The organism is Paraglaciecola sp. (assembly GCF_039943935.1).
GTDB lineage: Bacteria > Pseudomonadota > Gammaproteobacteria > Enterobacterales > Alteromonadaceae > Paraglaciecola.
Window position 1 is genome coordinate 1 of record NZ_JBDUZQ010000006.1, and the last position, 14850, is coordinate 14850.

A 14850-nucleotide genomic window follows, 5' to 3' on the forward strand; every position below is an offset into this window, starting at 1 on the left:
CATTCAAAATTAAAGGGTTACCTAAACTATTTTTACAATAGACAGAGATTGCATTCGAGTTTAGGATATAAATCACCTGCTGAGTTTGAATCGGCAGTTATTTGAAACGTGGAAGGTGTCCATTTTATCGGGTGAAGATCACTGCTAACAGTTTGCTCGGTTTCGCTTCGCTACACATTTTAGCAAACTATTATCAGCCCCTTATTGGGGCGTTGTATTCACTTAGCTAGTAGGGTGCTATGAATTCATATTTAGATGAACATTTCCCAAAGTTAAAAATTGAAAAGCCTTTATTTTACAACTGGACTATTGGTTTGAGATTTGAAATTGGGCAAGATGAATTAGAAGTAAATGACGAATATTTTAATGCTGCACATGAGCGTGCTGTTTCTATTTTCGAAGCAGTATTTAGCCAAAAGGATGAAATAGAAATAATTTACCAACAATATTCCGATGGGCGTAAAAAAATCAGAAAAAGTAGTTTTGTATTTAAACAAATTGAATCTACTAAAATCGGTTTAGCTCATTACTCAGATGTCCGTAATATTTATGAGCTAGATTACAAATCTGAATGTTGGAAAAGAGTAAATATACCAAATCTTAGTCTTAATTCTATCGATTATAAAAATATACTGTTGTCCTTAATCCATACCGATTTTGGTTGTCGTTCTCCATCAATATCAGGAGAGTGTTTTTTCATAAATAAATCTAAAAATATCATCGTGAACTTATACGATGATCGTGGCATGGATGTTATTAGTGCAAGTAAAAATGAACTTATATCATTGTATAAAAGCCATAATGATTGGCTGTTGAATTACGTTCGCAACAAAATGAATTTGGTGTTCTCGTCAAGTACTATAGAGACACCCATTGTAGCTGGTCTTAAAAAATAATTTAAAATCAATGGGTTATGGAGGTTTTCTCAATGAAGTCTGACTTGGCCTCCACAGCAGTTGTCAGCGCCACCGATGTATCATCGCCCCTGAGAGTCGGAGGAGTTAAAAGTAGTAAACATATATGGAAACCCAAGACAAATTTGGTTGTTTTTGATGGCTTAGATTGTAATGAGAAGTCTAAATAAAAAGCCCACATTTCAAAAATGTGAGCTTTTTAAATAAGCTACATGCCGCCTTTATATTAAAAAAGGCCTTAGTACTTTATTTACGCGAGTGAGTCTTGTAATGGTGGTACAACTTGCTTTTTACGGCTCATAATACCATCAATCCATACTTTTCCATCAATCAGTGATTTACCATAAGCTTTGTCTGTTAAATCTGCGTTATCGCTTACTACTAGGATTTCAGAGCCTTCTTTCATTATGTCTGTTAGTAATAACATAACGCTATGGCGCTCACCTTCGGTTTTCAATGTGGCTAAGTCAGCTAAAAATGCTTCTTTCATTGAGTCGAAAACACTTAAGTCGATGACTTCTAATTGACCAATTCCGACCTTTTTACCATGCATATTAAAGTCTTTGAAATCTCGTAATACTAAATCACGGATGGGTGTACCTTCTACTGCTGATTTAACTTTAAACATTTCCATGCCTAACGCTTTATAATCTTCAATGCCTGCTATTTCAGCAAGTGCTTCAACACATTTAATATCAGCGGTTGTACAAGTTGGTGATTTAAAAATAACAGTGTCAGATAAGATCGCACACATCATAGCGCCGGCGATGTTTTTAGGGATTTCAACATTATGAAAATCATACATCATTTTAATAATAGTGTTGGTGCAACCTACTGGGCGAACCCATATTTCTAGTGGTGTAGACGTGGTTATATCACCTAATTTGTGATGATCAATAATGCCTAAAACGGTTGAGTCATCAATGTCGTCAGGACCTTGTATGCGGTCTGAGTGATCTACAACGTAAATACCATCTGTGTCAGCGAATGTTAATTTTAACTCTGGTTGTTCTAGGTCAAATTTATCTAAAATAAACAAGGTCTCTGGAGATAATTCACCTAATCGTGCAGGTTTTACATCTTCTCCAGTTACTGTCTTTAGATAAGAAAGTGCGATTGCTGAACAAATTGAATCGGAATCTGGAACCTTGTGTCCCACGGCATAAGCTGACATAAAAACTCTCTATTTGTAATAAGGTAGTAGTTTAACGAGTAGTGTTTGATGTCAAGTATTCTACCAAAGATTAACGCTAGTAGCATAGCAACCATAACTATTAATTATAGAAATACTTATAATCATATTGGTTAGTGTGCCCAAGTATATGAGCAAAAAGAGCCAATGCGAGCCTTGGGCTAGACGGCTAAAAAAGATGCTTTAGATTTATATCGCATGTCAAAATATTGTAATAATCTTAAAATGCATTTTATTAATAGACGCAAGTTATCTCTATTTAATGGAGGGGTAGAGTAAGGCATGTTTGTTTGTAGTGTGATAATATCACATAGTGAAATTATGCTTTTAGAGTGACAAAAAATATTTTATAAATGTAATCTAGCGTAATCAATAAATTGATGGTTTTTCTCAATAAAAAATTTCAGTCTTACATGAGCTCAGCTCCAACATAGAGACTTAAAAAGATTTCAGCCTTAATAGGAGCAATATATACATTATGTTTACTAAAGAATCAGTACACTCGGCCCTGCAGATTTGGTGTGACAACGTGGTAAAGGTAGGGAAAGTTCATGCAGAAGGAGGAGACGTTCAAGCGTTTTCTCTTCAGGTGCTATCTGATAGTTACGATTACGATAACGGCAAAGTGTTGTTTAAGCCTACGCTAACCTTTGGACAGCAAACTTTTCGTCCAACCAAAGAAGGAGCGCTATCTTATTTTGTGGGTGGAAACAATGAGTTCCCCAATGACAATGGTTTTAAATTAAAGCCTTGGGTGAAGGTTTGGTACAGTAAAGAAGACTTTATTCTGCACAATGACTTAGCAATTGTGCAGTGTAATGTGCATTTTATTGGGGATGACGACAGCCATATTTTTGTGAATAAGAGTTTTGTATTTAAAGAGTGTGAAGACGGAAAGGTTCGTATTATTTTACATCAATCATCATTGCCATATCAGCCATAAATCTGCTTGTAGATAATCACATGCAAATAATAGAAAGGGGCGACTTATTAGTAAATCGCCCCTTTCTATGTAAACCTGTTTATAAAAGCGTTATTACAATCAAGCATTAAAGTGGCCCTAACTGGCGCTACTCCCTAGGCATCTTTGTTTTATTCGAGTCAATGAAGCATTACATACTCTTAAACCTATTGATTAGATTTATATGTTAGGCGGTTTGTTTGCTAATGGTTACTTGTTGCTTAAACCACAAGCCAATATAATAATCGTAGATATATTTACGCCCCAGTCAATGATCATGGAATATTGCTTTGCAGCATTAAAAAAGCATCTTTTATTAGCTATGGGAGCAATTTACTCTGGCTACCTACCTAAAAAGAGCGTTTTACTAGAGACAGGCACTTAAAATGAAACGCTTTGAATATTGTAATGCCAAGAGCTGTTTTCAAGAGTTACTCGCTTTAGGGCAGCATAATATGAAAATGTGGTATTTGTTCACTTGGTTGGCAGAGCATGGGGAACTACAGCACGGAACTCAGGCTGAAATCATTAAGTTATATGTTGATAATGAACTGGTTGCCTACAGCTTGTTTGAAAATTATCAGGCCCGTTTGGATAAACTGACCTTTTACGGAGAACAAGGGTATCAAGATTTAGGTGTGGTGCATTTTGTTACATTGCCTAGTTATCGTAATCAAGGATTCGCAAGCACACTAGCGGATAAAATGTATCAAGATGTGATTCAACCTTTATTGGTATTACCAACTCTTAACAACGTTTACGTTACTGCCACAGGTAAAGCTGTTCCTTTAATGCAACGAGCGGGAATTGCCCCTAAGCACTTAATTACTCAATTTTACTCAGAGCTTAGTTTCAAACAGAAAGTAGTGGATGCCATTACTCAAAGTTAACTTTGGGGGGAGATAAGTAACAAGGTAGCGTACAAAGCACAGATATTAGTCTGTGCTCTCATAACTTTTCTTTTATTTGGTAAATTTTACGTCTTGGTCGCGCAGTAAATAAAGTGCAAAACATGCAGCCCACATCGGCCAAGCTGTGAAGAATAATAGATTGTTAAAACCATCAATATATTGATTGTAAGAAGACAACGTAGATAAGCCATGCATGACAAAAATCAAACCGTAAGTGATACGCTTTTGAATCCCCGCTGCAAAGGCTAAAACTAATATTAATTGTAATGCCCCTAAAGCGTAAGCTACTGTATCTGTTGAACCGCTTATTCCATAAAAATGTTCGAATATACGGGCACTGTGACCTGGATTTACAAACTTATCGAGTGTCCACATCAACATTACTATAAAAACCCCTATCCGCAGCGCAAATAGAGACCATTGCAAACGGGCTTGAACATCAGCAATTGAGGTGTTTGTCATAAAATTTCCTTTAGAACGTTAAAATGGTTATTGAGTAAAGCAAGACCGCAAAATATTGTTATTATTTCAATGATTGCAAAAAAAAATTCAGCATATCAACAAACCACTTTTCACTGGATGCTTGCTTAAAAGGAAATGAATGTTAAAAAGGCCTAGGTAATCGTCTTAGTTATAAATAAAAGTTAATGCTGCAATTACTGCATAACTTTAAGATTTAAGGCACAATTCACTCATACATTTTTTATCGTTAAACTATCGGAACACTATGAGTAAAATTGGAATTTTTGGCGCTAATGGCCGTATGGGTAGAGTATTGATTGATGCCGTGAATCAGAGCCAAACTGACCACTTAAGTGCAGCAGGAGTAAGGCCTTCTTCTTCATTTTTAGGGGTAGACGTAGGTGAATTAGCGGGCATTGGAAAAGTTGGACTTACGGTCACGTCAAATCTTGAAAATTACCTTGCAAGTACAGATATTTTTATTGACTTCACGCTACCTGAAGCACTTAAAGATAACTTGGCATTTTGTGTGGCACATAAGAAGCCCATAGTGATAGGGACCACCGGTTTAACAGAAGAGCAAAAAGTATTACTACATGAAGCCGCTAAATCTATTCCTGTTGTTTTTGCCGCTAACTTTAGTGTAGGTGTTAACTTGATGCTTAAATTGGTTCGTCAGGCTGCTTCTGTAATGGCAGAAACAGCTGATATTGAAATTTTAGAAGCCCATCATAGGTTCAAAAAAGATGCGCCTTCGGGAACAGCTGTTGCTATTGGTGAAGCAATTGCAGATGAAATTGGTCGTGATTTATCAAGCTGTGCTATTTACGGTCGCGAGGGCGATACGGGTGAAAGGGAGCATAACACTATAGGGTTTGCCACCGTTAGGGCAGGAGATGTAGTAGGAGAGCATACTGCTTTGTTTGCCGATATTGGTGAGCGTTTAGAAATTACTCATAAGGCTTCTAGTCGATTAACTTTTGCGAAAGGTGCAGTTAAAGCTGCAGCATGGTTAGTTGATAAGCCCGCAGGTTTGTATGATATGCAAGATGTATTAGGTTTTAATTAGGGCGTTAATCGCAGAAACTTTTGGGTTACCTAATTGTGATTTTTACCCCTTATATATAAATATTATGATTAAAGCCTTATTTATACACTTTTTAACAAATGGCCATGGATCTAAAAACATTCAGCATGTATAATGTTGCGAATTTGCCAAAATTTAGTGATATCGATTGATATTCACCCTTTTAAAGATAGCAAATTGACAAAATATTTATGTAAATCATATGTTTGCGTAAATGTATTGGGGTATTGCCAAGGTGCAGTACCTTAGTTTATCCCGTTAATTACAAACCTGGAGGTTGATTTGGCTAACTCTGCCCTTTTAGTACTTGAAGATGGCTCAGTCTTTAAAGGTACTGCAATTGGTGCGTCTGGTGTATCCGTGGGTGAGGTGGTGTTCAATACCTCAATGACAGGTTATCAAGAAATTCTTACTGATCCTTCCTATGCTGAACAAATTGTCACCTTAACTTATCCTCATATCGGTAATACTGGTATCAATAATGAAGATTGTGAATCTAATAAAATATGGGCCAAGGGCCTGATTATTCGTGATTTACCTTTGATAGTTAGTAACTTTCGTAGTGAAAAAAGTCTTTCTGAATACCTAGAAGAAAACAATATTCTAGGTATTGCCGATATCGATACTCGCAGATTAACCCGTATCTTGCGTGATAAAGGTGCTCAAAATGGCTGTATTATCGCAAGTAATACATTAGATGCAGTTAAGCTTGATGAAGCATCTGCTTTAGCGAAAGCTAAAGCGTTTGGTGGCCTTAAAGGTATGGATTTAGCCAAAGAAGTAACCTGTGACGAATCATATTTTTGGTCTGATGGTAGCTGGGTATTAGGCGATGGCTATGTTACCGAACAAGAGCGCACAGATTTTCATGTGGTGGCTTACGATTACGGTGTAAAAAGTAACATCTTAAGAATGTTAGCTGACCGTGGATGCAAGTTAACCGTAGTACCAGCAAAAACATCTGCTGAAGAAGTACTAGCCTTAAAACCAGACGGTGTATTTTTATCAAATGGCCCCGGCGACCCAGAGCCATGTGATTATGCTATTGATGCTATTGCTACTTTATTAGAAACCAATATTCCAATTTTTGGAATTTGCTTAGGGCACCAATTATTGGCTTTAGCTAGCGGCGCTAAAACCATTAAAATGAAATTTGGCCATCATGGTGCTAATCATCCCGTAAAAGATATAAAAGGTAATCGTGTGATGATAACCAGCCAAAACCATGGTTTTGCTGTAGATGAAACAGACTTACCCGCTCACCTTGAGGTGACCCATGTGTCTTTGTTTGATCAATCTCTACAGGGTATTCATCGTACCGATAAACCAGCGTTTAGTTTTCAGGGACACCCTGAAGCAAGCCCCGGTCCTCACGATGCAGCGCCTTTGTTTGATCATTTTATTGAGTTGATGCAGCAAGCTAAATAGCACGCCACATTAACAGCACAACATTTTATAGAGTAATTAGTGACATGCCAAAACGTACCGACTTAAAAAGCATTTTGATATTAGGTGCTGGGCCAATTGTAATTGGCCAAGCTTGTGAATTTGACTATTCAGGGGCCCAAGCCTGTAAAGCGCTTAGGGAAGAAGGTTACCGAGTAATCTTGGTTAACTCGAATCCTGCTACCATAATGACCGACCCTGAAATGGCCGATGCCACGTATATTGAGCCTATTCATTGGGAAGTTGTTAAGAAAATCATTGAAAAAGAACGTCCAGATGCGGTATTACCGACTATGGGTGGGCAAACCGCTCTTAACTGTGCATTAGATTTAAACAAGCACGGAGTATTGGAAGAGTTTGGTGTTGAAATGATAGGTGCCACAGCTGATGCTATTGACAAAGCAGAAGACCGTGAACGTTTTGATAAAGCCATGAAGTCTATTGGCCTTGAGTGTCCTCGTGCAGAAATTGCACACACAATTGATGAAGCGTTTGACGTTAGTACCCGTATTGGATTCCCTTGTATTATTCGCCCTTCATTCACTATGGGTGGGTCTGGCGGTGGTATCGCTTACAACAAACAAGAATTTAAAGAAATTTGTACCCGTGGTTTAGACCTTTCTCCAACCTCTGAGTTGTTAATTGATGAGTCTTTAATCGGTTGGAAAGAGTACGAAATGGAAGTGGTCAGAGATAAGGCTGATAACTGTATTATCGTTTGTACAATTGAAAACTTTGACCCAATGGGCGTTCATACAGGTGACTCTATTACGGTTGCCCCTGCACAAACTCTAACAGACAAAGAGTTCCAAATTATGCGTAACGCAGCAATTGCTGTATTACGTGAAATTGGCGTAGAAACAGGTGGGTCAAACGTTCAGTTTGGTGTAGACCCTAAAACAGGCCGTTTGGTTATTATAGAAATGAACCCTCGTGTGTCACGTTCATCGGCATTAGCGTCAAAAGCTACGGGGTTCCCTATTGCTAAAGTGGCTGCAAAGCTCGCTATAGGTTACACCCTAGATGAATTAGCTAATGATATTACAGGTGGTTTAACGCCAGCATCATTTGAGCCGACAATTGATTACGTTGTGACTAAAATACCGCGGTTTAACTTTGAAAAATTTGCCGGTGCTAATGACCGTTTAACTACGCAGATGAAATCTGTGGGTGAAGTAATGTCAATTGGTCGTAACCAACAAGAGTCCTTACAAAAAGCGTTACGAGGTTTAGAAGTAGGGGTGAATGGTTTAGATTCTATCATTGATATTACCTCGCCAGACGCTAAAAATATTATTGTTCGCGAATTACGTGAACCAGGTGCAGAGCGGATTTGGTACATAGCAGATGCTATACGTATGGGCATGTCAGTTGATGAAATATTTACTCTTACTAATGTTGACAGGTGGTATTTAGTCCAAATTGAAGAATTAATTATATTTGAGCAACAGCTTACAGAAATTGGGCTGTCGGGCATTGATAGTAAGCTTATGACTACGCTTAAACGTAAAGGTTTTGCAGACTCTCGAATCGCTGAGTTAACAGGTGTTGATGAGGTTGATGTACGAGATGTGCGCCGTGGTTTTGATATTCACCCAGTCTATAAACGAGTTGATACTTGTGCGGCAGAGTTTTCTTCAGATACTGCTTATATGTATTCTACTTACGATGAAGAGTGTGAAGCAAATCCATCAGACAAAGATAAAATAATGGTTATTGGCGGTGGCCCTAACAGGATTGGTCAAGGTATTGAATTTGATTACTGTTGTGTTCATGCTGCGTTAGCGATGCGTGAAGATGGTTACGAAACGATTATGGTTAACTGTAATCCTGAAACGGTATCTACTGATTACGATACCTCAGACCGTTTGTATTTTGAGTCTGTCACCTTAGAAGACGTGCTAGAAATTGTGCGTATTGAAAAACCTAAAGGCGTTATCGTGCAATATGGAGGTCAAACACCTCTTAAATTGGCTAGAGACTTAGAAGCTGCAGGTGTACCTATTATTGGTACTTCTCCTGATGCTATAGATAAAGCAGAAGACCGTGAACGTTTTCAAAAAATGGTTAACAAACTTAACCTTAAGCAGCCTGCCAACGCCACTGTAAGTAATATGGAGCAGGCATTAGTTGCAGCAGAGAAAATAGGTTTTCCATTAGTGGTGCGCCCATCTTATGTTTTAGGTGGCCGTGCAATGGAAATTGTTTATGACCTAAATGATTTAAAACGGTACCTAAATAATGCGGTTAAAGTATCAAATGACTCACCAGTATTGCTGGATCGTTTCCTAGACGATGCGATTGAAGTAGATGTTGATGCCATAAGTGACGGAAAAGACGTCATTATTGGTGGCATCATGGAGCATATTGAACAAGCCGGTGTTCACTCAGGTGACTCTGCTTGTTCATTACCGTCATATTCTCTTAGTAGTGATATTCAAGATGTAATGCGTCAGCAGGTCAAAGCTATGGCTTTAGAATTAGGCGTTGTAGGCTTAATGAATACCCAGTTTGCGGTCAAAGATGGTCAGGTGTATTTGATTGAAGTTAACCCTAGGGCTGCGCGTACTGTTCCATTTGTATCAAAAGCAACGGGTATACCTTTAGCTAAAATCGGCGCTCGTGCTATGGCCGGTCAATCTCTTGAGGCTCAAGGTATTACAAAAGAAATTATTCCACCATTTTATTCTGTTAAAGAAGTGGTGTTACCTTTTGCTAAATTTCAAGGTGTTGACCCTTTACTAGGGCCTGAAATGCGCTCTACTGGGGAAGTAATGGGCGTGGGTGAGAGCTTTGAAGAAGCTTATGCTAAAGCTAACCTTGGTGCTAGCCAACCTATACCTACTGGCGGTAAAGCGCTTCTTTCGGTGCGCTTAAATGACCGTAATCGTGTTATTGAGTTAGCACAAATTATGATTGCTAAAGGGTTTGAGCTTGAAGCTACATCAGGGACTGCTAAGGTTTTAAATAATGTAGACATAGCTTGTAGTGTGGTTAATAAACTCAGTGAAGGTCGTCCTAATATAGTTGATGCAATTAAAAATGGTGAGTATTGTTATATAGTGAATACTACAGAAGGTCGTCAAGCTATTGATGATTCGGTTTATATTCGTAAAGAAGCGTTATTAAATAAAGTATCTTACACTACGACTATGAATGCTGCTTTTGCTACAGTTAATGCTAATGAAGCAGATGACAAAGCACGAGTTACTTCTGTACAAGAGTTACACAAACGTATTCATTAATCCTCCCAAATAAGTAGGCTAAATGGTTAGTATTGAAATTAAGTATTTAGCCCTTATTGTGTAGATATAGTTTTATCTATTAAATAACAAAAATAAGAGAGTTGTTGATATGACCCAATATCCAATGACAGCGAAAGGCGCAGAATTACTGCGTGAAGAGTTGAAACATTTAAAATCTGTAAAAAGGCCTGAAATAGTTAAATCAATAGCGGAAGCCCGCGAACATGGTGATTTAAAAGAAAATGCTGAATATCATGCAGCTCGTGAACAACAAAGTTTCTGTGAAGGTCGTATTCAGGATATTGAAGGTAAACTTTCTAATATTCAGATTATTGATGTCACCAAAATGCCTAATAATGGCAAAGTTATTTTTGGTACCACCGTTACCATTATCAACCTAGATACAGATGAAGAAATTACGTATCGCATAGTCGGTGAAGATGAAGCGGATATTAAGAATAACTTAATCTCTGTGGGCTCACCCATTGCTCGAGGTTTGATTGGTAAGTCCCTTGATGATGTTGTCAATATTCAAACTCCTAAAGGCACGATAGAATTTGAAATTTCAGAAGTCCAATATATTTAGTTTTTGGTTCTGATTTATAAAATGACTAAAACGAGGCATCGAGCCTCGTTTTTTAGTTTATGGCCTTTGTGTACTCTAGGATCTTCAAGTTATTTTGCATCAGAGCTAGCTAAAAACATTTCGTGTTTTAGATTAGAAAATTGAGTAAGGTCAATTGATGACTTAACTAAGCCGCTGCTGTTGATTAAGGACTTTACCAAGTATTTATTAAATGGATTAGTCTTGTCGTCGGATAAATATTCTTTGGACGTTATCCATTTCGCATCGTCTATTTCACCGATATCGTGTATGTCTATATCACTCGATAGAGGGATTAGTTTACACACTATATATATATTGGACTTTCCAAAACGATAAGGGTGGGTGCTTGCCATTCCTAAAATAGTATCAAATTTTGTATTAATCCCAGTTTCTTCAAGTACTTCTCTAATCACTGCGTCTTCGATTTTTTCACCTAGCTCAATATGACCACCAGGTAATTTATAGTTGTTAGCTCCATGCTCCTTAATTACAAGTATTTCTCCGTGCTCATTCTGAACTAACCCTCCTGCTCCAAGCGAATGAGTGGGTATAAAGGGGATAAATATTTCGGGGGTAGATTTAAGGACTAACGTTACTTCTTCCGGTAAGCAGTTGTGAAATGTAAAGCCTAGGCCTGTAGAAATAGGAATTAAGTGTGCTAGACGAATTGGTAATGTTAACCAGACAACATCCTTATTTTGTAGTTTAGTATGCAGTAAAAGTGCTTTTAACTGGTTTGAAAATATCTCAGAATGTTCGGGTACTTGGTTACTGTCTATAATGACACCATTAAAGTCATTGTATTCAAATGCTAACAAAACGTCTCACTTATTTTAGAGTAAAGATTAACTGTCCTTGGTTATTTATCTCGCGAGTGCATTCACCTGCAAAATATAGATAATTGAGGTGAGCAAACGACTCCGCGATCGCAAAGAACATATTACGTGAGTTTAGTTTACGCTTAAACAACACAGGCAAACATTGTTCAATCGTTTTACCTTGTTTACAGAAATCTCTTAGGTTACCCAAATGTTCATGGTGGTGGCTAATAAGCTCAGTTATTCTTGTGTGTAGCCCATAAAATGGTTGTTTATGTGACGGTAATACCAAGCAATTTTTAGGTAGCTGCTTAAATTGAGGTAAGGTATTGTTGTAACGAGTTAGCATCTGGCTCGGTATTATACGCTTCAATATTAGGAGAGATGCTAGGCAGTATATGATCGCCAGAAATTAAAATGCTAGCGTTAGCATTAAACAAGCATACATGCTCTGGTGATTGGCCTTTGCCAATATAAACCTGCCAAATACACGAGCCAATTTGTAATTCATCTTCAGCATTTAGTCGTGTATATTGTAAAGGTATAGGTCTAACAATTTGACCTATACCTTTATTGTTTTTTCTTCTTTTTTTGGCAGATGCCTGCTCATCTAGCGACATGCCACATCTTACTAAATATTGCTCGCCTTGCTAGTCTGATGCGCCACGTGGGCCTGGTGCTATCGCTCTACCAACGAAATATTCATCATGACTTATATATAGTGGCTCCCGGAATCTTTCAACCAAGTATCCCGCTATACCAATATGATCAGGATGCATATGAGTGACTATAACTTTGGTGATTGGCTTACCCAACTTGGTCAGTACCTTCCCCTAGATGTCTTCGGTTTGTTGGGTTCCAATACCCGTATCAATTAATGCAAACCCTTCTTCACCATCTTGATTATCTTCAAGTAGGCATAAGTTTATATGGTCAAGGTCGAAGGGAAGGGGCATACGTAACCAGAAGATGCCAGAGGATACTTCTTGTAATACTCCTGCTGCTGGTATTGGTTTTTCAATAAAGCGTAGTTCCATTATTTTCTGCTCCAGTTGGGCATGGTGGTGCTATTTCTACTTGTTAATAGAGACACTATTAGAGCTAAAAGTACTAGCAACTTCCAAGCACCATTATGTATTGATGAACATCATGAGTTTTGATTTAGAATTAAATATTGTAAAAAATAGATTTAAAACGCCTGAGGAGTTTAGTTAATCGAATGATTTACTACATGTTTGTAGGTATTGGGCACTAATAATTATTTGAATCTGTTTCATTACTTAAATTTTTTAATCTAAACCATTTTATTTGGTATGTTTTCAAATACCAAAAACACTGTTTTGGGTCCACAAATTACCCGTAAAGATAAATATTAGCCACTGTAAAAATTTTATGAAAGTCTCTATCAGACATAGGTATTCGAAATAATACGCTAATATTTTGGACTGTAAACTATGTGTATGGATTAAACTTCATAAGAGTTAATAAGATGTAAATACTTGTAAATCATTGTTTTATATGAATTTTTTATTTGTGTGATGTTCTGTGTGTTTTATGTTTATAGAGTTTTTTATTACTCTAATACTTTAGTCTTATTTTTCTATTTTATTGATTTATATAGATATTTTTCTCTGTAAAAAGTTTTATTTATGTATACCTATACTTTTTTGAGATAAATTTCTATGTTCAAATAGTTTCCGTTGATTAGGAACATACATCCGCCAAAAAGGCATAATAAAAACAACTTAACTTTTCTTGTATTGGATGACGGAGTAGTTAAAAATCTAAAAATATTAGGGTATAAAAATGAATAAGAAAATCTTGGCCGTTGCACTTTTAACTATCACTTCAAGTTCTGCTTTTGCAGCAAGTGAAACATTCCAAGCAACTGTAAATGCGCTCTCAGATTCGAGTATTGCTAATACGACTGGACTACATTTCGGTGCTATGCAACCTACTGCTGGTTCTGTTTGTACGATGGATGATGCTGGTGCGATATCAGGAGATTGTGATGCATCAAATGGTAATATTGCTATTGGTTTGGTTACTGTGTCTGGCCTTACCGCAAACACGCCTTTAAATGTAACTGTGTCTGGTAGTGCTGGTACAAATGTAACATTTGCATCAGTGGTCGATATTGATAACGCAACGGGTACTCATGATGCAATAGTTGATAATGCAACTACTGCAGTTATAACTAATGGTAGTGCAGATGATTTGGCTATCAATATTTATGGTTCTATGACTGTAGATACTGTGTTAATCCCTGGTGATACTTACACAGCTGACTACATTGTTGACGTTTCTTTTCAGTAAAAGTTAATGTATGAAAAAGGCGGCATGTATGCCGCCTACCGCTTATCTACAAATTCGTTTTTGATTATATAGCAGGCTCACGCCCATTATATATTTATGTTTTTATTTTGGAATATCCGTGCAATGATAAATTTTATCAAGATAATCACTCCTTTAGTTTTATTCATACTTTCACTAAATGTTAATGCGAATGTAGCACTATCTAAACATCGCTTGTTTTTTGACAATAATACTCGTACTGAAGCTTTACAGCTTAGAAATACTGGCTCGATTACCATGGAGTATAGTGCTGAGTTATCATTAGTTGAAATGACTGAGGAGGGGACACTACGTAAAATTGAAGCAGACCCATTCTCTGCAATAAAGCTATTACGATTCTCACCCAAGAGAGGCACGATAGCGCCTGGTGGTAGGCAGGCATTACGTTTTGCTGTTAGAAAACCTGCTAATTTACCAGCTGGAGAATACCGAGCTGTACTAAACCTAACTAGCACTTATACAGGTGGTAGCCTAGGTAATGTCAATCTGAATACAAAGCTCGCATACAATGTTCCAGTCATCATTCGTCATGGTAGGACAGAGGTGAACAGTGAGCTTCTTGAGCCAAAACTTGTGATGCTTGAAGACGTACCACATATTGAGGTTTGGCAGAGCCTTGATGGGAATCGATCATTATTTGGTAATTTTATTGCTACTGATAAAAATGGAAATGAAGTTGGGTTAGTTAATCACATAGCAGCTTATATGCCATTGAGTCGTCGCAAAGTTTTGATCCCGTTAACCAAAGAAGTATCTGGTTTGGTTACGATCAAATATAATGAAATAGCGGAATTTGGTGGCAGTATAGAGTCAACTACCACGCTTGATATCGAATAGCTTGGAGTGGTGCAT

At 37.5% G+C, this 14850-nt stretch carries 14 protein-coding genes and 1 pseudogene; 11 read left to right on the plus strand and 4 right to left on the minus strand.

Annotated features, from left to right (window positions below; all coding sequences use genetic code 11):
* Window positions 1–105: IS3 family transposase (locus tag ABJD71_RS03470; RefSeq protein ID WP_348165344.1), on the plus strand; the 105-nt coding region annotated here is incomplete at its 5' end.
* 134 nt (window positions 106–239) lie between these two features.
* Window positions 240–896: a DUF3885 domain-containing protein gene (locus ABJD71_RS03475; protein ID WP_348164600.1), complete on the plus strand. Its 657-nt coding sequence runs from the start codon at window positions 240–242 to the stop codon at window positions 894–896.
* A gap of 268 nt (window positions 897–1164) precedes the next feature.
* Here ABJD71_RS03475 and ABJD71_RS03480 read toward each other — a convergent pair whose 3' ends face one another.
* On the minus strand, window positions 1165–2088 hold the full coding sequence (locus ABJD71_RS03480) for a manganese-dependent inorganic pyrophosphatase (RefSeq protein WP_348164603.1): 924 nt from the start codon (window positions 2086–2088) through the stop codon (window positions 1165–1167).
* Between the two features lie 496 nt (window positions 2089–2584).
* Between ABJD71_RS03480 and ABJD71_RS03485 the strand changes: the two genes are divergently transcribed.
* The 3 genes from ABJD71_RS03485 (at window position 2585) to ABJD71_RS03495 (ending at window position 3957) form a co-directional block, all read left to right on the plus strand.
* Complete coding sequence (locus tag ABJD71_RS03485; protein ID WP_348164606.1) at window positions 2585–3049, plus strand: hypothetical protein; 465 nt, start codon at window positions 2585–2587, stop codon at window positions 3047–3049.
* 202 nt (window positions 3050–3251) lie between these two features.
* Complete coding sequence (locus ABJD71_RS03490; RefSeq protein ID WP_348164609.1) at window positions 3252–3452, plus strand: hypothetical protein; 201 nt, start codon at window positions 3252–3254, stop codon at window positions 3450–3452.
* A 1-nt stretch (window position 3453) separates the two neighbouring features.
* On the plus strand, window positions 3454–3957 hold the full coding sequence (locus tag ABJD71_RS03495; protein ID WP_348164612.1) for a GNAT family N-acetyltransferase: 504 nt from the start codon (window positions 3454–3456) through the stop codon (window positions 3955–3957).
* 72 nt (window positions 3958–4029) lie between these two features.
* Here the strand turns inward: ABJD71_RS03495 and ABJD71_RS03500 are convergent, their stop codons facing one another.
* Window positions 4030–4440 carry a hypothetical protein gene (locus tag ABJD71_RS03500; protein ID WP_348164615.1) on the minus strand — a complete coding sequence of 137 codons (411 nt, stop codon included), beginning with the start codon at window positions 4438–4440 and terminating at the stop codon, window positions 4030–4032.
* Between the two features lie 265 nt (window positions 4441–4705).
* Between ABJD71_RS03500 and dapB the strand changes: the two genes are divergently transcribed.
* From dapB to greA, 4 genes are all read left to right on the plus strand, one after another.
* A complete protein-coding gene (dapB, locus tag ABJD71_RS03505; RefSeq protein WP_348164618.1) occupies window positions 4706–5509 on the plus strand; it encodes a 4-hydroxy-tetrahydrodipicolinate reductase in 804 nt (267 codons plus the stop codon).
* Between the two features lie 300 nt (window positions 5510–5809).
* On the plus strand, window positions 5810–6955 hold the full coding sequence (carA, locus tag ABJD71_RS03510) for a glutamine-hydrolyzing carbamoyl-phosphate synthase small subunit (protein WP_348164621.1): 1146 nt from the start codon (window positions 5810–5812) through the stop codon (window positions 6953–6955).
* Between the two features lie 44 nt (window positions 6956–6999).
* Window positions 7000–10218 carry a carbamoyl-phosphate synthase large subunit gene (gene carB / locus ABJD71_RS03515; protein ID WP_348164624.1) on the plus strand — a complete coding sequence of 1073 codons (3219 nt, stop codon included), beginning with the start codon at window positions 7000–7002 and terminating at the stop codon, window positions 10216–10218.
* Between the two features lie 109 nt (window positions 10219–10327).
* Window positions 10328–10804: a transcription elongation factor GreA gene (gene greA, locus ABJD71_RS03520; protein WP_348164627.1), complete on the plus strand. Its 477-nt coding sequence runs from the start codon at window positions 10328–10330 to the stop codon at window positions 10802–10804.
* 89 nt (window positions 10805–10893) lie between these two features.
* Here the strand turns inward: greA and ABJD71_RS03525 are convergent, their stop codons facing one another.
* Together ABJD71_RS03525 and ABJD71_RS03530 are read right to left on the minus strand one after the other, a co-directional pair.
* The gene (locus ABJD71_RS03525; protein ID WP_348164630.1) at window positions 10894–11643 is read right to left on the minus strand and encodes an NUDIX domain-containing protein; all 750 of its coding nucleotides are present in this window, start codon (window positions 11641–11643) and stop codon (window positions 10894–10896) included.
* Window positions 11644–11653: 10 nt separating this feature from the next.
* Window positions 11654–12680: pseudogene (locus ABJD71_RS03530) on the minus strand (MBL fold metallo-hydrolase).
* 769 nt (window positions 12681–13449) lie between these two features.
* Between ABJD71_RS03530 and ABJD71_RS03535 the strand changes: the two are divergent.
* Together ABJD71_RS03535 and ABJD71_RS03540 are read left to right on the plus strand one after the other, a co-directional pair.
* Window positions 13450–13959 (plus strand): hypothetical protein, encoded by a 510-nt coding sequence (locus ABJD71_RS03535; RefSeq protein ID WP_348164633.1) that lies wholly within the window; start codon window positions 13450–13452, stop codon window positions 13957–13959.
* Between the two features lie 123 nt (window positions 13960–14082).
* Window positions 14083–14835, plus strand: coding sequence for a hypothetical protein (locus ABJD71_RS03540; RefSeq protein WP_348164636.1), 753 nt, complete (start codon window positions 14083–14085; stop codon window positions 14833–14835).
* The last annotated feature ends 15 nt before the right edge of the window (window positions 14836–14850 follow it).

Coding starts and splice junctions, on each gene's coding strand:
- ABJD71_RS03475 (WP_348164600.1), top strand. CDS start 240: ATGAATTCATATTTAGATGAACATTTCCCAAAGTTAAAAATTGAAAAG.
- ABJD71_RS03480 (WP_348164603.1), bottom strand. CDS start 2,088: ATGTCAGCTTATGCCGTGGGACACAAGGTTCCAGATTCCGATTCAATT.
- ABJD71_RS03485 (WP_348164606.1), top strand. CDS start 2,585: ATGTTTACTAAAGAATCAGTACACTCGGCCCTGCAGATTTGGTGTGAC.
- ABJD71_RS03490 (WP_348164609.1), top strand. CDS start 3,252: ATGTTAGGCGGTTTGTTTGCTAATGGTTACTTGTTGCTTAAACCACAA.
- ABJD71_RS03495 (WP_348164612.1), top strand. CDS start 3,454: ATGAAACGCTTTGAATATTGTAATGCCAAGAGCTGTTTTCAAGAGTTA.
- ABJD71_RS03500 (WP_348164615.1), bottom strand. CDS start 4,440: ATGACAAACACCTCAATTGCTGATGTTCAAGCCCGTTTGCAATGGTCT.
- dapB (WP_348164618.1), top strand. CDS start 4,706: ATGAGTAAAATTGGAATTTTTGGCGCTAATGGCCGTATGGGTAGAGTA.
- carB (WP_348164624.1), top strand. CDS start 7,000: ATGCCAAAACGTACCGACTTAAAAAGCATTTTGATATTAGGTGCTGGG.
- greA (WP_348164627.1), top strand. CDS start 10,328: ATGACCCAATATCCAATGACAGCGAAAGGCGCAGAATTACTGCGTGAA.
- ABJD71_RS03535 (WP_348164633.1), top strand. CDS start 13,450: ATGAATAAGAAAATCTTGGCCGTTGCACTTTTAACTATCACTTCAAGT.
- ABJD71_RS03540 (WP_348164636.1), top strand. CDS start 14,083: ATGATAAATTTTATCAAGATAATCACTCCTTTAGTTTTATTCATACTT.